Below are 20,946 nucleotides of genomic sequence, written 5' to 3'. Positions count from 1 at the left end.
GCATTTCAACGCCGTCTGGGCGTAAATAATGCACGTTGTATGCATATTGGCGTTACAAGGAGCACGAATGGAGCATCTTGACGCATTTGACCGCAAGATACTGTTCAGCTTGCAGGAAGATGGACGGCTGACAAACAACGAACTTTCGGAAAAGATCAATCTCTCGCCCTCGCAATGTTCGCGCCGCCGGTCTCGCCTTGAGGAGGAGGGCTATATTCGCGGCTACCGCGCGGAGATCGACCGCGAAAAACTCGGCCTTGGCATCGTCAACATTATTTCGGTGACGCTCGCGACACACAATCGCGACAACGCCCGGCGCTTCTCCGACCTTATCTCGAGATTGCCGCAAGTGATGGAGGCCCATGCGCTCACAGGCGAAATGGATTACTTTATCAAGGTAGTGACGCCTGATCTGCGGGCGCTCTCCGCTTTCGTCAATGAGGTATTGCTGCCGCATGAATCAGTTCAGAATGTCAAAACCGCTATCGTGCTCGACACGCTGAAAGAGGATGGGCGGTTGCCAATCTAAAGATAAAGCGCCTTGCCGGCCATCGCGTAGACGCGGGCGCGCCCGAGCATATAGGCGGTGAGGGCATGGATATCGAAGAGGCCGTGGAATGCGCGGCTCATAATGTTCATCCCGCCCGTATAGGCGCCGAATGCCGGCATGATCAGCCGCGAATGGTCGCTGACGAAGCAGCGCCGCTGCACTGACTGGCCGCGGTGCACCACCTTGGCTGCCGGGTGGAGGTGTCCGGCAATTTCGCCGCGGCACGCGAATTTCGAGGGCTCATGGCGGAAAATGAGATTGCCGAATGCAAGTTCCGTGAAGGTTTCGCCCGGAAGGTCGGCCGGATGTTCGGGGTCGTGGTTGCCTGTGATCCATATCCATTCGCGCCCCGCCATCAATGCGGCAAGCTGCGCCGCATAGACCTCTGGCAGGCGCGCCGCGGCCTTGCCGTCATGAAAACTGTCGCCGAGGCTGATGACGCAGGCCGGATCATAGCGCGCCATCACCTTGGCAAGCGCCGCGAGCGTCGACGCTGTATCATATGGCGGCAGCATCATGCCGCGCCGCGCGAACGACGATCCCTTCTCGAAGTGCAGATCCGAAACGATGAGGACACGGTCGTCTTCGAGATACAGCGCGCCTGAGGGATCCCCGATCGCCGGATGTCCCGCAACGGCAATCTGCGCCGAGCCGTGGAGTGCTGTCTTCGTTGTGTGGAATGCCGGATTCACTTCTGTTCCATCTCGCGGGTAAGCTCGTCGGCAATCTCCTCGAGGATCCTTTCATGCGCCTCGCCCGGAACGCGTTCCCTGCCGATTTCCAGCATGACGGGAACGGCAAGCGGCGAGATCTGATCAAGATCCTTGTGAACGATATTGCCCTTGATTCGCCCAAGCATATCGGCAAGTCGGCGAATGTCGAGAAGGCCGGTCGCCGCATCGGCCCGCGTCGCCTGAATAAGTATGTGATCCGGCTCGTGCTCGCGCAGGACATCGTAGATAAGATCGGTCGAAACCGTCACCTGCCTGCCCGTCTTCTCCTGCCCGGGATGACGCTTTTCGACAAGGCCCGATATCAGCGCGCAGTTGCGAAAGGTGCGCTTCAGCATCCAGCTTTCCGCCAGCCAGGCTTCGAGGTCATCGCCCAGCATGTCCTCATCGAAAAGCTCGGCCAGCGGCAGTTCGCCCTTCTTGAACATGCGGCCCATGTCGCGCATGCCCCAGATCGTCAACGCATAGTCCGTTGCGACAAAACCGAGTGGACGCGCCTTGGCCCGTTCAAGACGCCGGGTCAAAAGCATCCCGAGCGTCTGGTGCGCCAGTCTTCCTTCGAAGGGATAAGCCACCATATAGGAGCGCTCGCCGCGCGGGAACGTCTCGACAAGCAGGCTGCCGGGTTGTGGAATGATCGACCTGTCCCTCTGGATGCGCAGCCAATCGCTCACCTGATCCGGGAGCGCGCCCCAACGCTTCGGGTCGGCGAGCATTCCTCGCACCTGATCCGCGAGATAGGTGGTCAGCGGGAACTTGCCACCGGCATAGGAGGGAATCTTGGCGTCGAAGCCGTCCGCTTTCGATACGAGGCACTCGTTTTCGCGAATGCCTTCGAATCGCAGCACGCGCCCGGAAAAGAAGAAGGTATCGCCCCGCGACAATGCTTCGATAAACGATTCCTCCACCTTGCCGAGAACCGGCCCGCCGCGCACAGCGCCCTTGCTCCCTTGCCGGACGAGCCTGACATTGAGCGCCGGAGCTTCGATGATCGTGCCGACATTGAGCCGATATTGCTGGGCAAATCGCGGATGCGTCACCCGCCATGTGCCGTCGGCGGTCTGCCTTATCTTGGCGAAGCGCTCATAGCTCTTGAGGGCGTAGCCGCCGGTTGCCACGAAATCGATGATCCGGTCGAAGGTTTCGCGCGCCAGTTCGGCATAGGGAAGGGCCGTGATCACTTCAGCATAGAGATCGTCGGCGCGGAACGGCGCGGCGCAGGCCATGCCGAGAACGTGCTGCGCCAGCACGTCGAGCGAACCCGCTCCAAGCGGCGGGGTATCCTGTGCGCCGATGTAGTTCGCATCGAGCGCGGCCTGGCATTCCATGACCTCGAAGCGATTTGCGGGAACGAGGATCGCGCGCGACGGCTCGTCCATGCGGTGATTTGAGCGGCCGATGCGCTGCGCAAGGCGGCTGGCGCCCTTCGGCGCGCCGACATGGATGACGAGGTCGACGTCGCCCCAGTCGATGCCGAGGTCGAGGGTCGAGGTGGCCACGACGGCACGCAGGGTATTAGCGGCCATCGCCTGTTCGACCCTGCGGCGTTTGCTGACATCGAGCGAACCGTGGTGCACGGCGATTGGCATGTTGTCTTCGTTCGCCATCCAAAGGTCATGGAACAGGCGCTCAGCCTGACTGCGGGTATTGACGAAGATCAGTGTTGTCCGGTGCGCCTTGATCGCCTCATAGATACCGGGGATCGCATAGATCGCCGAATGTCCGGCCCAAGGCACGTGGTCCTCGGTATCTAGGATGGTGATATGGGGTTTGGCGCCGCCCTCCACGGTCACGAGGCTCGCTTGTGGCGCGTCCTCAGTCTGTGGCAGCAGCCATCGCCGCAATCCGTCTGGGTCGGCGACGGTCGCGGACAAGCCCACCGTTTGCAATCCGGGCTGCAGTTGCCGCAGGCGTGCCAGGCCGAGGGCAAGCAGATGACCACGTTTCGAGGTGACGAGCGAATGAAGCTCGTCGAGGATGACGTAGCGCAGGTCTTCGAAGAACTTGCCGGCATCCTTGCCGGATATGAGCAGAGCGAGCTGCTCGGGGGTGGTCAACAGAATGTCCGGGGGGGCGAGTTTTTGCCTCTGACGCTTATAGGTGGGCGTATCGCCGGTGCGTGTTTCCAGCGAAATATCGAGGCCCATCTCGTCGATCGGCTTTTCGAGGTTGCGGTGGATATCGACGGCAAGGGCCTTCAGCGGCGAGATGTACAACGTATGGACGCCGCGGCTTGGCGCATTGCTCTTGCCGCGGGTGGACAGGTCTACGAGAGCGGGCAGAAATCCTGCGAGGGTCTTGCCGGCGCCGGTCGGGGCAATCAGAAGCGTCGATCTTCCCGCCTGCGCCTCCTCGAGAAGCTCGAGCTGATGCGCGCGCGGCGACCAGCCCTTCGACTGGAACCAGTTGAGAAAGGCCGGCGGCAATAGGGGTGTGCCGGTTTCGGCTATGGCGGCTTTGCTGGTGCTCACTTGCGCGAATGTAATGGCGCGGTGTCGATGCGCCAAGTTTTCTTTGTCAGGATTGTACGGAGCCAAATGCGACCTATGTTCGTTGTCGCAAGATCCAAGTGATTGATGAGATGATGATGGTGATATTACCCCCCTCTGTCCTGCCGGACATCTCCCCCACAAGGGGGGAGATCGACTTGCAGAAATCTCGCAATCAACCGGCGACGTTCGCGGAAGAAGAATTTCGTTTGCATCAATATGGTCTCCCCCCTTGTGGGGGAGATGTCCGGCAGGACAGAGGGGGGTGTCTTTATCGCGCTCCCAATTTGCAATGATGCGCCCCGAAGCACTCCTATGCTCGACCCCCGCCGGGCTCTACTCGCCGGCCGGTGATTTCTATATCGATCCGGTACGCCCAGTTGACCGCGCGTTGATCACTCACGGACATTCCGATCATGCCCGCTCTGGACATGCGAAGGTCATGGCCACAAGGCAGACGCTCGATATCATGGCCCTGCGCTATGGTGCGGGCTTCGCCGGCCAGACCCAGGCAGCAGAGCTTGGTCAGACCACGGAAATCAATGGCGTATCCGTGAGTTTCCATCCGGCGGGGCATGTGCTTGGTTCCGCCCAAATTGCTGTTGAAAAGGAAGGAATGCGGATCGTTGCCTCGGGTGATTACAAGCGGCGTCCTGATCCGACCTGCCTCGGTTTCGAGCCAGTTGCATGCGATGTTTTCATCACCGAAGCAACCTTCGCTTTGCCGGTCTTTCGCCATCCAGACAGTCGCGATGAGATCGCCAAGCTGTTGAAATCTGTCGAGCAGTTTCCCGAGCGTTCGCACCTCGTCGGTGCCTATGCGCTCGGCAAGGCGCAGCGGGTTATCCGTATGCTCCGCGATGCGGGCTATGACCAGACGATCTACATTCATGGCGCGCTGGCAAAGCTGTGCGACTATTACCAGTCGCAGGGCATCCACCTCGGCAAGCTTGCGCCCGCGACGGTCGAGAACGGAAGTTCCGATTTTCGCGGAGCCATCATTGTCGGGCCGCCATCGGCGTTTCTCGACCGCTGGGCCCGCCGATTTCCTGATCCGGTATCATGCTTCGCCTCGGGCTGGATGCGCATCCGCCAGCGGGCGCGTCAGCAGGGCGTCGAACTTCCGATCATCCTTTCGGACCATTGCGACTGGGATGAGCTCACGCAGACCATCGGCGATCTCGGGCCGAAGCAGGTGTGGGTCACCCATGGCCGCGAGGAGGCGCTGGTGCGCTGGTGCGACCTCAACCATATCGCGGCGCGGCCGCTGCATCTCGTCGGCTATGAGGACGAGGGCGACTGATGGAAGAATTCGCACAACTCCTCGACCGGCTTGTTCTTACCCCGGCACGCAACGGCAAGATCACCTTGCTGGTCGATTACTTCCGCGTGACGCCGGACCCCGATCGCGGTCTTGCGCTAGCGGCGATCACTGGCGATCTCGACATTGCCAATGTCAAGCCGGCCATGCTGCGCGCGCTGGTAAATGAGCGCATCGATGAGCAGCTCTTCGCCTATTCCTACGACTATGTCGGCGACCTTGCCGAGACCATTTCGCTTGTCTGGTCGGCGGATGAGGCGGTGCGCGCCAATGCGGCGCCTTCGCTCGGCGATGTCGTCGCATCTCTCGCTCGGGCATCGCGCAGCGACGCCCTCCGACTGGTCGAGCGCTGGCTCGACCAACTCGACGCTTCGGCACGCTATGCCCTGATCAAGCTCGCCACCGGCGGCCTGCGTATCGGCGTGTCGGCGCGCCTTGCCAAGCAGGCGCTGGCGCAGTTCGGAAATGTCGATGTCGTAGAGATCGAGGAACTTTGGCACGGGTTGAAGCCGCCCTATGAGGCGCTGTTCGCCTGGCTGGAAAATACCGCGGAGAAGCCGCAAAGTCTTGCAGCCGCTCCCTTCCGTCCGGTCATGCTCTCGACGCCGCTGGAGGAGCCAGACTATACCCGCATCAATGCTGAAGACTATGCGGCGGAATGGAAATGGGACGGTATCCGCGTGCAGTTGACGGCGGAGGGCGGGCAAAGGCGCATCTACTCGCGCACGGGAGACGATATCTCCCATGCCTTCCCGGATATCGCCGATGCCATGGATTTCGAAGGCACGCTCGATGGCGAACTTCTCGTCGGTCGCAGTGCCGTAGACGGTATCGAGATTGGTGCATTTGGCGACCTGCAGCAAAGGCTGAACCGCAAGGCGGTCTCGGTCAGGCAACTTGAAACGCATCCGGCTTTCGTGCGGGTCTATGATATTCTTTTCGACGGACCTGATGATGTCCGCGCTTTACCCTTTGCCGAGCGCCGCGAACGCCTCGAGACGTTCGTCAAGAAACTCGACCCAACGCGCTTCGATCTATCACCGCTCGTTCCATTTGCTGGTTTTGAAGATCTTGTCGAACTGCGGCGCAACCCGCCACATCCGATCATTGAAGGACTTATGCTCAAGCAGCGCTCGTCATCCTATGTTCCCGGCAGGCCGAAGGGGCCGTGGTTCAAATGGAAGCGCGATCCGTTCATCATCGACGCTGTGCTCGTTTACGCGCAGCGCGGCCATGGCAAGCGCTCGAGCTACTATTCGGACTATACTTTTGCGGTCTGGACGGGTCCTGAGACGGAGCCGCATCTCGTGCCTGTCGGCAAGGCCTATTTCGGTTTCACCGACGAGGAATTGAAACGGCTCGACGCCTATGTGCGCAACAACACCACCGAACGCTTTGGCCCGGTGAGGTCGGTGCGGGCCGAGCCCGAACATGGACTTGTGCTTGAAGTCGCCTTCGAGGGGCTCAATCGTTCGAAGCGCCACAAGTCGGGCGTCGCCATGCGGTTTCCGCGTATCTCTCGCCTGCGCTGGGACAAACCGCCCATCGAGGCGGATCGGCTCGAAACCCTTGAAGCCTTGCTGCGCGATACCGAGGCGGTCGACTGACTGGTCAACGTGGCGGGCGCGGGAAGAAAATGCTGGTGCGCCGTTGGTAGTCGCGAAAGGCACTGCCCCGTGTTGCCAGCATGTGCTGCTCGAGTGGCGGAACCCCGGAAACGTGACGCAGAAGCACATACATCAGGACGGGCGCGACCAACGTCAGCCAGCCGTGGGCATAGTCGCCGTCGAAATCGGCACCGATAAAGACATAGGAAGTCCATCCAAGCCACTCGAAGAAATAGTTGGGATGGCGCGACCATGCCCAAAGTCCGGCATCGCAGACCTTGCCGTAGTTGGCGGGATCACTGCCAAACTTTCTTAGCTGCCAATCGGCGATGGCCTCGCCCAGAAGCGCAACAAGCATGATCAGCGCGCCGAGATAATCCGGAAATTCGAGCTCCGCATCGGGACGTGAAGCCGCTACGTAGACGCAGATTACGAGCATCGCCCCGGCGAAGGCCTGGCTTTGCAGGAAGAAGAACATGCGCGAAGCGGCATTGGGTCCCCATTCGTGCCGCAGCCTGACATAGCGGGGATCGTCGCCATTCTTCAACGTCCGGACGAGAATGTGGCCGCCGAGTCGGAGGGACCAGATGAGGACGAGTGCAATGACCAGATATTTGCGGTCGGCAGAAACTATATCGCTTGAGGCAGAAACGGCGAGCGCCGCTATCGTTCCGACACCGAAGGACCAGAATGCATCGGCCCATCCATCGTTGCCAGTGACCCGCTGCACCAGCCACGCCACCGCCATAACCGCCGAGAATGCGATCGTCGCGATAATTAGAATGGCCACTGCCGACATTGGAACCACAACCCCTTCCAACTTGCGCGTGAAGTGAAGCTCGTACTGGAACGAGCGACTCACCGCTCATGAGTATACGTCACGCCGGACAATTCGGACTACCGGCCACAAAAGCGACTAGCCGCTCTGTCTGGCCAGGGAAATCAGTCGCGTTGCTTCTTGCTCTCGATGCGCCATTCCTTGGCGCCGAACGTTACGTCGAAGCGCGACAGGAACGAGCGCCCGAGCAAGCCGTCGGTACCCTCGCCCAAGGCATGGTCGTCGGCATGAACAACAGCTGCTACATCGTCGGCCTCGACTTTTCCAAGCTTCACTTTTTCCAGCGAAGTGCGCTGCGCCATGGCGATCCCGTTCGCCGTTTGCAACCGGACCATGTGATCGCGTCCAAGGCGTATCTCGGCCCTCTCGGCAAACGATTTGCTGAGCGAGACTGAGCTTGCACCTGTATCGACGACGAATGTTCCGGTCACGCCGTTTACACTGACCTGGGCGGTGATGACATCCTTGCCCTGGGTGGGAAATCGATCGCTGCCCGTGGCATAGCTTTCGGCACATTTACCCTTGCGGCTATAGTCCTTGATGATCGATTGGGTGCGCGGAGTGTCGTTTTCAGATGGATCAATGGAGATCCATGTCTGGATCGGCGTGATGGCCTGGCAATATTGACCGAGAGCCGCATAGCTCAGCGACAATCTACGAAAAACGGTGCTGTTGAGCGATTTCAGATCATCGGTCAGGCCAATTGTCGAGTCGTACTCGTCTATGGCTTCCTGGTAGCGCTTGGCGTCCTCGAGAATTTGTGCCCTCATGTAATGGTTCTGGGCCAAATCGGGCGACATAACGATGAGATCGTTCGACACCTTCAACGCCGCATCCAGATCGCTCAGGCCGTACAATATGTCCGCGGCATTGTAGAGCGCGACGTCAGAGGGATTGCACTTGGCGGTAAACGCCAGAAAGACCTTCGCGGCCTCGCGGCGATAGCCTTCTTCGCGAAGGTCGTCCGTAAACTTATAGGTGGCTTGCCAATCGCACGGTTCTCTTACGAGGATGGCGAGATTCCTGGCCATGGAACCGCTGCCCGCAACCTCGGCAGGCAAGGGCTGAATATCGAAGCGCCCATAAAATTCCGGTGAAATCCCGTTCTGAGCTTGGCCCGCAACGCCCTTCGACGGACGACCATTCAAGAGGTCTTCGCCGAATAAATAAAGCGCGATTCCACCGGCTGCGATGAGCAAGATGACGATGATAATGAAGCTGTATGCGCTCCAGAAGGTTTCGCGTGGCGGCATTCCGCCGTTCCGGTCGTTCCAATCGACGTTAAGCATGGGCCGCTTTCAAAATTCATTATGAAAAAGTCTTGAGTAACCCACTATGCAACAGGAGGTGGGAGCCATGAAATACGACCTAAGTGCTACGAATTTATGCTATCCGGCAGCCGATCCGATGGGTTTCGCGTCCGAAATCGTGTCCTAGACAGCAGTTTTCCACATGATCCGCGGTTGTTTTGTCCCGATTCCGAATCTGCCGCATTTTCCCGATAAAGCGCCGCCAAATGACCATTTGGTCCATATGGTGCAACAATTTTTTGACGTGCTCGTAAGCCCCGTGGGATCAAAATATTACGACTAAAGTATTATACCCTCCTTGCGTTTGGGAAAATTTTGTCATTTGTTCATGCCTTCGCAATTCTCTTAGAGGGGAAGGAAAAGAAAAATGACCTTTATGAAACTGAATATCCGCGCGGCAATGCTGCTTGGATCGCTGATGATGGCGGCAAGCCCGGCGCTGGCCGAAGCCGTGCTGCATCGCGGCAATAGCGGTGAGCCGCAGACCCTCGATCAGTCACAGACTTCCATCGATATCGAAGCCTTCATACTGAAGGATCTTTACGAAGGCCTGACGATCTATGACGCCAATGGCAAGATCGTTCCGGGCGTAGCCGAAAGCTGGACTGTATCCGACGACGGCCTCGTCTATACGTTCAAGCTGCGTGAAAACGCCAAGTGGTCCGATGGTTCGCCGGTCGTTGCTGAAGATTTCATCTTCTCGATGCAGCGTGAGGAAGACCCGAAGACGGCTGCCGGCTATGCCAACATTCTTTATCCGATCAAGAATGCCGAAGCGATCAACAAGGGCAAGATGCCGGTGGACCAGCTCGGCATGAAAGCCGTCAACGACAAGACGCTTGAAATCACGCTGGAACGCCCGACGCCTTTCTTTATCGAACTTCTGTCGCACCAGTCCGCACTGCCAGTCAACAAGGCGAGCTTCGAGAAGAACGGCGCCGAATTCGTCAAGCCAGGCAAGCTGGTCGGCAATGGCGCCTTCAAGCTGGTGGAGCACGTTCCGAATGACCACCTCACGGTCGTGAAGAACGAAAACTACTGGGACGCTGCCAACGTAAAGCTCGACAAGGTCATCTTCTACCCGCTCGAAGACCAGGCCGCTGGCCTGCGCCGCTACGAGGCCGGCGAACTCGATCTCGTCTATAATTTCTCCTCCGACCAGATCAAGCGCCTGCGCGACGCCAATCCGAAGCAGGTTCATGTGACGCCTGCCGCCGCGACCTATTATTATCCGTTCGACACGCGTACCGAACCCTTCAACGATGCCCGCGTGCGACGCGCCTTGTCGATGGCGGTTGATCGCGACTTCCTCGCCAAGGACATTTACGACGGCACGAAACTTCCGGTCTATTCGCTGGTTCCTCCGGGCCTTGAAAATTATGGCGAGCCGTCCAAGGCCGATTTCGCCGGAATGTCGCAGCTTGACCGCGAAGACAAGGCTATCGAGTTGATGAAGGAAGCCGGATACGGCGAGGGCGGCAAGCCGCTCAACATCGAAATCCGCTACAACACCAACCCGAACCACCAGAAGGTTGCGACAGCCGTCGCCGACATGTGGAAGAAGACCTTCGGCGCCAATGTAACGCTGATGAATCTCGATATTTCGTCGCACTACGCCTACCTGCAGGAAGGCGGCAAGTTCAACGTTGCGCGCGCCGGCTGGACCGCCGACTATGCCGACGCCGAGAACTTTCTCAATCTCAACGTCAGCACCAACAAGACCTTCAATTACGGGCACTATGAAAACCCCGAATTCGATGCGCTGATGAAGAAGTCCTACGAGGAGCGCGACCCCGCGGCCCGCTCCAAGATCCTGCATGAGGCCGAGGCGCTGATCATGAAGGATCAGCCCATCGCCCCCTTGATGAACGATGCCAATCTCTGGCTCGTCTCCGACAAGGTGAAGGGTTGGGGTGACAACGCCAACAATGAACATCTGAGCAAGTATCTGAGCGTCGAATAGCATCGTGGGCGCAACCCGGTTTTTCCCGGGTTGCGCCGTTCGTTTGCCCGGCTCGCAATGCGGCACGTTCCGACAGAACAACAGTCAAGAGCGCCAAACCGGTGATCCTCATGGGTCGGCCGAGCGGAACCATTTGCGCGGTGCAACGGGATGATGCAGTCTTCAAGTTGAGAGAAACACAACCTCATTCTTGAACTGTTCCGACAAGAAGAAGAGACTAGTTCGATGTTTCATTTCGTCCTTCGCCGACTGGCGAGCGCCGTGCCGACGCTGTTTATTGTCGTCACGATTTCCTTTTTCCTCATGCGCTTTGCGCCAGGCGGACCATTCAACCTGGAACGACCTTTGCCGCCGGCGACGATGGAAAACCTGATGCGGGCCTACCATCTCGATCAGCCGCTATGGAACCAATATCTGCAGTACCTGAAGAACGCGGTTACCGGCGATTTCGGGCCGAGCTACATCTATAAGGACAACACCATTGCCGAGCTCATTGGCAAAGGTCTTCCTTACTCGGTCCAGCTTGGTACCTACGCCTTGCTGTTTGCCTTGATCGGCGGTGTGTTGATCGGAACAATCGCGGCGCTCAGGCAGAACAGTTTTATCGATTTCCTCGTCATGTCCGTGGCAACGACCGGCGTCACCGTGCCAAATTTTGTCGTCGGCCCGATCATGACCCTGATCTTCGCTCTCATGCTTGCCTGGGTTCCGGCCGGCGGCTGGGGCGACGGATCGCTTAAATTCCTCATCCTCCCGGTGATCACGCTGGGCCTGCCCCAGCTCGCGGTGTTTGCTCGCCTTACGCGCGGGTCGATGATCGAGGCCCTCCATGCGGATCACATCCGCACCGCGCGCGCCTACGGCCTGCCTGCGAAGGTGGTGGTCGTAACCCACGCCATGCGCGGCGCGCTCCTGCCGGTCGTTTCCTATCTCGCGCCTTGCGCCGCCGCCTTGCTGACTGGCTCGGCGGTCGTCGAGTCCATCTTCACAATTCCCGGCGTCGGTCGCTATTTCGTTCTGGGCGCAATTAATCGCGACTATACGCTAGTGATGGGAACGGTCGTACTCGTCGCCATTTTCGTCATTGTTTTCAATCTTGTGGTCGATATTCTCTACGGCCTTCTTGATCCGAGGGTCCGTCATGACTGATCTGATCGATGTTCCCACTACCACCATTCCTCCAGAGGAATCAAAGGGTCGCAGCCTGTTCCAACTTGCAGTCATGCGCTTTCGCCGCAATTACGCGGCGATGGCCGGCTGCGTCATGCTTGCGCTTATCACGATATTTTCCTTTGTCGGTCCCTATTTCCTGAGCCACACCTATGACCAGGTGTTTCCGTCCTACGTAAACATGGGTCCGAGCCTCGAGGCCTATCCGAAGGCCGATACCCTCAACGACGTGATGAAGGGCGTAGCAAGCCGGGCTCGCGTCGAGCTGAACGAGTTTGCCGTGGATGGTAACAACTTCACCGCGAGCGTCAGCTCCGAGCAGCCGATCGATACCCGCGTTACGCGCTATTTCGACCGGGCCAACGAGTTCGAAAACACCAAGGTCACGGCCACCGAAAATGACGGCAAGACCCTGAAGCTCGCGGGCGAGGTCAAGCGCGAATATTTCCTTTTCGGCACGGACGACAATGGCCGCGATCTCATGGCGCGCGTCATGCTAGGCGGACAAATCTCGCTCGCCGTTGGTTTGCTTGCCAGCCTGGTTTCCCTGGTTGTCGGCGTCGTCTACGGTGCCATCTCCGGTTATATCGGCGGGCGTCTCGACAATGTGATGATGCGTCTTGTGGAAATTCTCTATTCGCTGCCCTTCGTCTTTCTCGTCGTCGTGCTTGTCGTTTTCTTCGGACGCAGCTTTATCCTGATATTCCTGGTGATCGGCGCGGTGGAATGGCTCGACATGGCCCGCATCGTGCGCGGCCAGACGCTCGCGCTGAAGCGCCGCGAATTCATCGGCGCTGCGCAAGCCCTGGGACTGACCGATTGGCAGATCATTCGCCGCCACATCATTCCCAACACGATCGGTCCGGTCATCGTTTTCGTCACTGTGGTGGTGCCGAAAGTCATCCTGCTCGAAAGCTTCCTTTCCTTCCTCGGATTGGGCGTGCAGGAGCCGTTGACGAGTTGGGGCGCATTGATCTCGGCCGGCGCCAACAAGATGCAGTCTTCACCGTGGTTCCTGATCTTCCCCGCGATTTTCTTTGTCCTGACGCTGTTCTCGCTCAACTTCATTGGCGACGGATTGCGCGATGCTCTCGACCCGAAGGACCGCTGATATGACGGACACCAAAGAAAATATCTTGTCCGTACGCGGGCTGAAGGTCGACTTCACGACACCCGACGGCGACGTCAATGCTGTCAAGGGGATCGATCTCGACGTCAAAGCGGGCGAAACCCTTGCGGTCGTCGGTGAATCCGGCTCGGGCAAGAGCCAGACCATGATGGGCATCATGGGCCTCCTTGCCAGGAACGGCAGGGTAACGGGCTCAGCGAAATACCGCGGCAAGGAACTGGTCGGTCTGCCGCTGAAGCGCCTTAACGAGGTGCGCGGTTCGAAGATCACCATGATCTTTCAGGAACCAATGACCTCGCTGGATCCGCTCTATACTGTGGGTCGCCAGATCGCCGAGCCGCTCGTCCACCACAAGGGAATGACTTTCAAGCAGGCAAAGGTGCGTGTCCTGGAGTTGTTGAAGCTCGTCGGCATCCCCGACCCGGAGCGGCGCATCAACAGCTATCCGCATGAAATGTCAGGCGGACAGCGCCAGCGCGTCATGATCGCCATGGCCCTTGCCAACGAACCGGATCTGCTGATCGCCGACGAGCCTACCACGGCGCTCGATGTGACGATCCAGGCCCAAATCCTCGACCTGTTGCGATCACTGCAAAAGCGTTTCGGCATGGCCATCGTGCTGATCACCCATGATCTTGGCATCGTCAAGCACTTCGCCGATCGCGTCGTCGTTATGCGCCGCGGCGACGTCGTCGAACGCGGCAGCATCAAGGATATCTTTGAAAATCCGCAGGAGGATTATACCAAGATGCTGCTTGCCGCCGAGCCGAGCGGCACCAAGGAGCCGCCGGCCGACAATGCGCCAATCATCCTTGAGGGGCGCAATGTCGCGGTCGACTTCGCCATTGGCGGCGGATTCTTTACCAGCGCGAAGACCATGTTCCGCGCGGTAGACGGCGTTAGCGTCCGGCTGAAAAAGGGCCAGACAATCGGGATTGTCGGCGAATCCGGTTCAGGCAAATCGACCCTGGGCAGGGCGCTGCTGCGGCTCCTGCCAAGCAGCGGCCAATATCATTTCGGCTCGAAGAATATCTCCAATTTCGACCGATCCGCCATGCGCCCTTTGCGGCGCGAATTGCAGCTGGTATTTCAGGACCCATACGGGTCCCTGTCGCCGCGCCAGACCGTCGGTGAAATCATAACCGAGGGCCTGTTCATCCACGAGCCCCAATTATCACGCGCCGAGCGCGACAAACGGGCAATTGCTGCGCTCAAGGAGGTCGGGCTCGATCCCGCAGCGCGCAATCGCTATCCGCACGAGTTTTCGGGCGGCCAGCGCCAGCGCATCGCCATTGCCCGCGCTGTGATCCTCAAGCCGAAAGTGGTCATACTCGACGAGCCGACGTCAGCGCTCGACCGTTCCGTGCAGGGACAGGTCATCGATCTTCTCCGAGACCTCCAGGACAAGCACGACCTCTCCTATATCTTCATCAGCCATGACCTTGCAGTGATCAAGGCAATGTCCGACTACGTCATCGTCATGAAGAACGGCAAGATTGTCGAGGAAGGCGATACCGAGGACATTTTTGAAACGCCGACCCAGAACTATACGAAAACCCTGATGGCCGCCGCGTTCGATCTGGAAATATGAGAGCTCAAGCAGCGCGCGTCGTGGTAACCGTCAGCTTTACCCCGAGTGCGCTGACAATTTTTTGGACAGTTTCGTATCGAAGCTTTGAACTGGGCCTGAGCGCTTTATAAAGGCTCTCTCGACCCAGGCCCGATACTTCGGCGATTTTGGCCATTCCCCGGGCCTTGGCGACGTCTCCGAGCGCTGCGATAAATACTTCTGGATTGCCGTCTTCAAGGGCTGCGGCGAGGTATTCAGCAATCATGTCGTCGCTATCGAGAAACTCCGATGCGTCGAACTTGGTAAACTCGGTCATCCGTTGCCTTTCCCATGTCCCTTGCCATCTCCCGGGCCAGCGCTATGTCGCGTTTTTGTGATCTTTTGTCACCACCGACCAGAAGCAAAAAGACCGCTAGAATTGTTTGCCGAACTACACCAACTCCGATCGCCACGGCGGGTTAGCGCCCGCGCGCGATACCGTCACCGCGGCCGCTTTCACCCCCAGCGACAACGCCTCGCGGACTTGGCCCTCAGTGAGGCGCGTGACCGCGTTCTTGGTTAAAAGGCCCGCTTCTTCAAGGGAAGCCAGTACACCGGCGGTAAAGGTATCGCCAGCGCCGACCGTATCGACGACGGGAACTTTCTGGGCCGAGACGTGCACTGTAAGGTCCGCCGTATAACCTGTGACACCGTCGGCGCCGTGGGTAACGAGGATTAGTTTCGGTCCGCTCTTATTCGCCGGCACGATCCAGCGCCGGGCGATCTCGTCCATCGTTCCGCTCTCGCCGAACCAGCGCATGTCCTCATCGGAGATCTTGAGGATGTCGGTCATGGCGATCATGCGGCGCATACGGGCCATGTGCTTTTCACGGTCAGGAATGAAGCCTGGGCGAATGTTGGGGTCAAGAATGGTCACACGCTTCTCGTGCTCGCGTGCCATCAACGCTTCATAGGTCGAGCCGCAGGGCTCCGGGATAAGGCTAATCGCGCCAAACTGTAGGGCGGTTATATCGTCGCCCAGCTGTGGAAGATGTTCGACTGCAAGCGAACGTCCGGCGCTGTTTTCGTCATAGAACATGTAGCTTGCCTGACCGTCGGTCAAACGGACGAAAGCGAGGGTCGTCGGCTGCTCCGAAATATGGGCATAGGTGGTGCCGACCTTGTTGGCGGCGAGACTGTCGAGCAGCATCTGCCCGAAAAAATCCGACGAAATTCCGGAAAAGAACTCCGTTGCAATTCCGAGCCGGCCGAGCGCGATGGCGGTATTGAAAACAGCGCCGCCCACATAGGGTGCAAAGGCAGGCTCTCCTGCCTCGCTCTTGCGCTGCAACATGTCGATCAGGGCCTCGCCACAACATAAAATCATAGGTCAATCTCTCTTGGATAAATGACACCCTTGCGGATGATAATATTGGCATAGAGCCGCGGTTCACTTGTCGCAATGATCGTGTGCGCGGCTTTTACACGTGCATAGAAGGCATCGCCGGCCAGTGCAACAAGCTTGAAACCCTTGGCACGGCGGGCACAGACTTGCGTCATTTCTTCGTGTACCGGATCTGCAAGAGCGGGATCGCCTTTTACCGAGGCACGAAACAGCGCCTCCGCGACGAAATCGTCGACGGGCAAGACTTGCAGGATAGCGTCGAGGAGGGGAATGAGCGGCAGGCCGTCCGCGCGAATAAGGCGCCTTGCGTGTTCCAGCGCCGGGTAATTGCCGTCGACAAGTGCGATTTCGTCCCCATGGCCCATGGAGCGCAGGGTGAAAAGCAGTTCCGGCCCCAGCATCGGCGGGATTCCGATGAGCATGTCAGTCCACCTTCCTGTAGATCTTCTGCCCGATCAGGAAGCGGTCGGCGAGCGGAAGGCTGGCCGCCCCGATGGCGCGGGCGTGGATGCCGACAGTCCCCTCGAAAATCGCCGGCAGTTGCAGCCCTTCAAGATCGAAAGTCCCGACATGGAGGCGTACAGCGGCAACGATTCGCGCGCGCACGTCTGCAGGCATCCAGCCGTCGATGATCGCCGCCTCGAAATCCACCACGGATGAAGCAGCGACAACCGCCTGCGCGATGGCTTTGGAAGCCTGGTTGATCCATGCGTCGAGTTCGCCGCCCATCGGCCCCCAATCCTCGGGCGAAGCCCAAAGCGGGGAGGGGTCGCGGCCGAGGCTCGCGACGACCTTCTCGAGTGCGGTGATCGAGGCCACATCGATCAGCTGGCGCGGCGCGCCGTCGGGTCCCGGTACCGGCATCGAGCCGAGCGCGCCTGCATTGCCGCTGCGCCCCGGATAGAGATTGCCGCTGATGACGATGCCGCCGCCGATGAACGAACCGATATAGAAGTAGACGAAATCGCTGATGTCCTTGGTCTTGCCGAACACGAGTTCCGCGCCGCAGGCGGCCGTCATGTCGTTCTGCAGGTAAACGGGATAGGGACACAGCGCTTCGATGCGCGCGCGGATATCGCAGTCGCGCCATTGATCCATGACTTCCTGTGGACCTCCGAGCGTGTCGGCCCATTTCCAGAGTTCGAACGGAGCGGCGATGCCGATGCCGGCAATTCTGTCCCGCTGCCTCTCCGTCAGGTCCTTTGTCATATCGTCGATCGCCTCCTCGGCAAATGCGAAGATCGGCTCAGGGGCTGGATAGTCGTAGGAAATATGCAACAGCGAGCGGATGTTGCCGACAAAATCGATCAAAACGAGATGTGCGCTGCGCCGCCCGATCTTAAGTCCGAGGAAGAAGGCACCTTCCGGATTGAGGGACATCGGAATAAGTGGCTGGCCGATCCGTCCGCGCAGGGGCTCTTCGCGGGTCAGGAGTTCATCCGCTTCAAGCATGCGCATGATTATAGAGCTCGTTTGAGCCGAGAGGCCCGTCATCCGGGCGATCGCAGTTTTGGCAAGGCTGCCATGCTGGCGCAGCAACGACAGCACAACGCGCTCATTGTGCTCGCGCATCCCGCTTTGATTTGTGCCGTGGTGAAGCGGTGGCCTGGTTCCTCCCATGCCTGCCCGCTCAGTAGCTCGAATGCCCAAGTGGGACTCCTCCCGATGTCCACCGACAATGGCGGCATGAAGCCGGAGTGTCAATATTAAATCAGAGTGATTTATTAATGTTGACAGCCCGAGGCGAGTGGTATTTGCTAGGCGGAACACTTGGCCGGGAGGATAACTGTCCGAGGTGTTAGGAGTTGAACAAGGGACCGGCAGGGCGCCGGCCTATCGCGGACTGGCGCGATTTTTTGGGAGGAAGTGACATGCTCAGAAGCATTTATCTGAAATCAAGCGTTTTTGGTGCCGCCGCGGTGGCGATTACCGCTTTTGCTGCTCCGGCGCAGGCGGCGGATGTCGGGGCCTGCCTGATCACCAAGACCGACACCAATCCGTTCTTTGTCAAAATGAAGGAAGGCGCCGTCGCCAAAGCCAAGGAACTTGGCGTTAATCTGAAGACTTACGCCGGCAAGATCGACGGCGACAGCGAAAGCCAGGTCGCTGCAATCGAGACGTGTATCGCTGACGGCGCCAAGGGTATTCTGCTTACTGCGTCCGATACGGCCGGCATCGTTTCGTCTGTCAAGCAGGCGCGCGACGCCGGCCTTCTGGTCATCGCACTGGATACGCCGCTCGACCCTGCTGATGCCGCCGACGCAACCTTCGCCACCGACAACCTCCTCGCCGGCGAACTGATCGGCAAGTGGGCCGCCGGTACGCTCGGCGACAAGGCGAAGGACGCGAAGATCGCCTTCCTCGATCTGACGCCGTCGCAGCCAACCGTCGATGTCTTGCGCGATCAGGGCTTCATGAAGGGCTTCGGCATCGACGTCGTCGATATCAACAAGATCGGCGACGAAAAGGACCCGCGTATCGTCGGCCATGACGTCACCAACGGCAATGAAGAAGGCGGCCGCAAGGCGATGGAAAGCCTTCTGCAGAAAGACCCGAGCATCACCGTCGTCCATACGATCAATGAACCGGCAGCTGCCGGCGCCTATGAGGCTCTGAAGGCTGTTGGCAAGGAGAAAGACGTTCTCATCGTTTCCGTCGACGGCGGCTGCCCAGGCGTCAAGAACGTCGAGGCCGGCGTCATTGGCGCGACGTCACAGCAATATCCGCTGCTGATGGCATCGCTCGGCATCGAGGCGATCAAGAAATTCGCCGATACCGGCGAAAAGCCGAAGCCCACGGAAGGCAAGTCGTTCTTTGACACGGGTGTTGCGCTCGTCACCGACAAGCCGGTTCAGGGCCTCGAGTCCATCGATGTCAAGACCGGCATGGGCAAGTGCTGGGGCTGATCCAGGTTTGAGCCAGCAATAAAGCAAGCAGGGGGAGAGAGGAGGGTGTAACCTCCTCTCTCCGACTTCAGCGGTTCAGGGAGGGCCCAGCCATGACGGAAACCAACACTACATCTCAGACCGGGCAAGAGTTCGAGCGCGTGCTGTCGCAAAGTGCGACGACGGTCGCGAGCTTCGACCAGCATGAGCGAAGCCCCCTCGAAAAGCTGCGGCACTTTCTGCACTCGAGTCCGGCCTCGGTACCCCTGATCGTTCTCGTCCTGTCACTGCTGATCTTCGCAGTCATCGTCGGGTCGCGATTTTTCACGCCCTTCGCGCTGTCGCTTATTCTTCAGCAGGTGGCCATTGTCGGTATCGTCGGCGCGGCGCAAACCTTGGTCGTGCTTACCGCCGGCATCGACCTTTCGGTCGGCGCGATCATGGTGCTGACTTCCGTGGTCATGGGCCAGTTCACCTTTCGCTACGGAATGCCGGTTGAACTTGCGATCCTCTGCGGCGTTGCGCTCGGCGCATTGTGCGGCTTCATCAACGGTTTTCTTATCGCGACCGTGAAGCTGCCGCCCTTCATCGTCACCCTCGGCACCTGGCAGATTTTCCTCGCAACGACATACATCTATTCCGCCAATGAGACGATCCGGGCCCAGGATATTGAGACAAACGCGCCCTTGCTCCAGTTCTTCGGTCAGAAGATCAATATTGGCGGGGCCACTTTCACCTATGGCGTCTTTGCCATGCTCATTCTGATTGCCGTTCTCTGGTATGTCCTCAACCATACGGCGTGGGGCCGCCACGTTTACGCCATCGGCGACGATCCCGAGGCGGCGAAGCTTTCCGGCGTCCGGACGAAGCGTGTCGTGATCACTGTCTACGTGCTTGCCGGTCTCATCTGTGCACTGGCCGGGTGGGCCTCCATCGGGCGCAACGGTTCGGTTTCGCCGCAGATCGGCCAGTTTGCCAACATCGAATCCATCACCGCCGTCGTGATTGGCGGTATGTCGCTCTTCGGCGGACGGGGCTCCATCCTCGGCATGCTCTTCGGCGCGCTCATCGTCGGCGTGTTCTCGTTCGGAATGCGCATGTACGGCACTGACGTGCAATGGACGTACCTGATCATCGGCGTCCTGATTATCCTTGCCGTCGCAATCGATCAGTGGATCAGAAAGGTAGCAGGCTGATGCAAAGCGAACCCCTTCTAACCGCGCGTGGACTGGTAAAGCGTTATGGCCGGGTCACAGCCCTCGATTACGCGGATTTCGACCTCTATAAGGGCGAGGTCCTCGCGGTGATCGGCGACAATGGCGCTGGAAAATCTTCGCTCATCAAGGCGATTTCCGGCGCTATCCACCCCGATGACGGCGAGATCAAGCTGGACGGCAAGCCCATCCACTTCCGCTCCCCCATGGAAGCCCGCGACGCAGGTATCGAGACGGTGTACCAGAATCTTGCCCTGTCGCCGGCGCTTTCGATCGCCGACAACATGTTTCTCGGCCGCGAGATCCGCAAGCCCGGCATCATGGGCAAGTGGTTCCGCATGCTTGACCGCAAGGCCATGGAGAAGCGGGCGCGCGACAAGTTGACGGAGCTCGGCCTGATGACCATCCAGAATATCGGCCAGGCTGTGGAGACGCTTTCGGGCGGGCAGCGCCAGGGCGTTGCGGTCGCCCGTGCCGCGGCGTTTGGCTCCAAGGTCGTGATCATGGACGAACCGACGGCTGCCCTCGGCGTCAAGGAATCGCGGCGCGTGCTTGAACTCATTCAGGACGTGAAGAAACGCGGACTTCCGATCGTACTGATTTCGCACAACATGCCGCACGTCTTCGAGGTGGCCGACAGAATTCATATCCATCGCCTCGGAAAACGTCTTTGCGTCATCAATCCGAAGGAATATACGATGTCCGACGCCGTCGCTTTCATGACTGGCGCAAAGAGCCCGCCGGCCGAACTGGTTGCGTAATTTACATGAAGGAAAAATTTGAAA

At 59.0% G+C, this 20,946-nt stretch carries 18 protein-coding genes; 10 read left to right on the top strand and 8 right to left on the bottom strand.

From position 1 onward, the window contains the following. Positions 1-67 precede the first annotated feature (67 nt). Positions 68-529: an Lrp/AsnC family transcriptional regulator gene (locus HQ945_RS17850; RefSeq protein WP_113281382.1), complete on the top strand. Its 462-nt coding sequence runs from the start codon at positions 68-70 to the stop codon at positions 527-529. Here HQ945_RS17850 and pdeM read toward each other — a convergent pair. Together pdeM and HQ945_RS17840 are read right to left on the bottom strand one after the other, a co-directional pair. Beyond that, the gene (gene pdeM, locus HQ945_RS17845) at positions 526-1,242 is read right to left on the bottom strand and encodes a ligase-associated DNA damage response endonuclease PdeM (RefSeq protein WP_027232283.1); all 717 of its coding nucleotides are present in this window, start codon (positions 1,240-1,242) and stop codon (positions 526-528) included. The two genes, HQ945_RS17850 and pdeM, sit on opposite strands and share 4 nt — an antisense overlap. Then, positions 1,239-3,752, bottom strand: coding sequence for a ligase-associated DNA damage response DEXH box helicase (locus tag HQ945_RS17840; RefSeq protein ID WP_174208343.1), 2,514 nt, complete (start codon positions 3,750-3,752; stop codon positions 1,239-1,241). Before HQ945_RS17840 ends, pdeM begins: the two co-directional genes overlap by 4 nt. A 313-nt stretch (positions 3,753-4,065) precedes the next feature. Here HQ945_RS17840 and HQ945_RS17835 point away from each other — a divergent pair, with 313 nt between their 5' ends. Next, positions 4,066-5,073 (top strand): ligase-associated DNA damage response exonuclease, encoded by a 1,008-nt coding sequence (locus tag HQ945_RS17835; RefSeq protein WP_091923472.1) that lies wholly within the window; start codon positions 4,066-4,068, stop codon positions 5,071-5,073. Continuing rightward, entirely contained in the window at positions 5,073-6,698 is a 1,626-nt protein-coding gene (locus tag HQ945_RS17830; RefSeq protein ID WP_113281380.1) for a cisplatin damage response ATP-dependent DNA ligase, read from the top strand. The genes HQ945_RS17835 and HQ945_RS17830 overlap by 1 nt, the downstream gene beginning before the upstream one ends. Before the next feature lie 4 nt (positions 6,699-6,702). Here the strand turns inward: HQ945_RS17830 and HQ945_RS17825 are convergent, their stop codons facing one another. Next, positions 6,703-7,497, bottom strand: coding sequence for a DUF1295 domain-containing protein (locus tag HQ945_RS17825; RefSeq protein ID WP_113281379.1), 795 nt, complete (start codon positions 7,495-7,497; stop codon positions 6,703-6,705). A gap of 143 nt (positions 7,498-7,640) precedes the next feature. After that, positions 7,641-8,825 (bottom strand): TIGR02281 family clan AA aspartic protease, encoded by a 1,185-nt coding sequence (locus HQ945_RS17820; protein ID WP_174208342.1) that lies wholly within the window; start codon positions 8,823-8,825, stop codon positions 7,641-7,643. 388 nt (positions 8,826-9,213) lie between these two features. On the opposite strand from HQ945_RS17820, the gene HQ945_RS17815 reads away from it, so the two are divergent. The 4 genes from HQ945_RS17815 (at position 9,214) to HQ945_RS17800 (ending at position 14,699) form a co-directional block, all read left to right on the top strand. Beyond that, positions 9,214-10,809 (top strand): peptide ABC transporter substrate-binding protein, encoded by a 1,596-nt coding sequence (locus HQ945_RS17815; RefSeq protein WP_027232278.1) that lies wholly within the window; start codon positions 9,214-9,216, stop codon positions 10,807-10,809. Between the two features lie 225 nt (positions 10,810-11,034). Then, positions 11,035-11,958, top strand: coding sequence for an oligopeptide ABC transporter permease OppB (gene oppB / locus HQ945_RS17810; protein ID WP_027232277.1), 924 nt, complete (start codon positions 11,035-11,037; stop codon positions 11,956-11,958). After that, on the top strand, positions 11,951-13,090 hold the full coding sequence (locus HQ945_RS17805; protein ID WP_027232276.1) for an ABC transporter permease subunit: 1,140 nt from the start codon (positions 11,951-11,953) through the stop codon (positions 13,088-13,090). The genes oppB and HQ945_RS17805 overlap by 8 nt, the downstream gene beginning before the upstream one ends. 1 nt (position 13,091) lies before the next feature. Then, positions 13,092-14,699 carry an ABC transporter ATP-binding protein gene (locus HQ945_RS17800; RefSeq protein WP_027232275.1) on the top strand — a complete coding sequence of 536 codons (1,608 nt, stop codon included), beginning with the start codon at positions 13,092-13,094 and terminating at the stop codon, positions 14,697-14,699. A 4-nt stretch (positions 14,700-14,703) separates the two neighbouring features. Here the strand turns inward: HQ945_RS17800 and HQ945_RS17795 are convergent, their stop codons facing one another. The 4 genes from HQ945_RS17795 to HQ945_RS17780 form a co-directional block, all read right to left on the bottom strand. After that, entirely contained in the window at positions 14,704-14,994 is a 291-nt protein-coding gene (locus HQ945_RS17795; protein ID WP_174208341.1) for an addiction module antidote protein, read from the bottom strand. A gap of 114 nt (positions 14,995-15,108) precedes the next feature. Beyond that, positions 15,109-16,044 carry a carbohydrate kinase family protein gene (locus tag HQ945_RS17790; protein WP_027232274.1) on the bottom strand — a complete coding sequence of 312 codons (936 nt, stop codon included), beginning with the start codon at positions 16,042-16,044 and terminating at the stop codon, positions 15,109-15,111. Next, entirely contained in the window at positions 16,041-16,484 is a 444-nt protein-coding gene (locus HQ945_RS17785) for an RbsD/FucU family protein (protein WP_091951146.1), read from the bottom strand. Before HQ945_RS17785 ends, HQ945_RS17790 begins: the two co-directional genes overlap by 4 nt. 1 nt (position 16,485) lies before the next feature. Then, the gene (locus HQ945_RS17780; protein ID WP_425500673.1) at positions 16,486-17,682 is read right to left on the bottom strand and encodes an ROK family transcriptional regulator; all 1,197 of its coding nucleotides are present in this window, start codon (positions 17,680-17,682) and stop codon (positions 16,486-16,488) included. A gap of 251 nt (positions 17,683-17,933) precedes the next feature. Between HQ945_RS17780 and HQ945_RS17775 the strand changes: the two genes are divergently transcribed. From HQ945_RS17775 to HQ945_RS17765, 3 genes are all read left to right on the top strand, one after another. Next, positions 17,934-18,968: a sugar ABC transporter substrate-binding protein gene (locus tag HQ945_RS17775; RefSeq protein WP_036814663.1), complete on the top strand. Its 1,035-nt coding sequence runs from the start codon at positions 17,934-17,936 to the stop codon at positions 18,966-18,968. A 92-nt stretch (positions 18,969-19,060) separates the two neighbouring features. Then, entirely contained in the window at positions 19,061-20,143 is a 1,083-nt protein-coding gene (locus HQ945_RS17770; protein ID WP_027232270.1) for an ABC transporter permease, read from the top strand. Further along, on the top strand, positions 20,143-20,922 hold the full coding sequence (locus HQ945_RS17765) for an ATP-binding cassette domain-containing protein (protein WP_027232269.1): 780 nt from the start codon (positions 20,143-20,145) through the stop codon (positions 20,920-20,922). The genes HQ945_RS17770 and HQ945_RS17765 overlap by 1 nt, the downstream gene beginning before the upstream one ends. Positions 20,923-20,946: the final 24 nt, after the last annotated feature.

The organism is Phyllobacterium pellucidum (assembly GCF_013327855.1).
Taxonomy (GTDB): Bacteria; Pseudomonadota; Alphaproteobacteria; order Rhizobiales; family Rhizobiaceae; genus Phyllobacterium; species Phyllobacterium pellucidum.
This window is presented reverse-complemented; position numbering and strand designations above follow the sequence as displayed.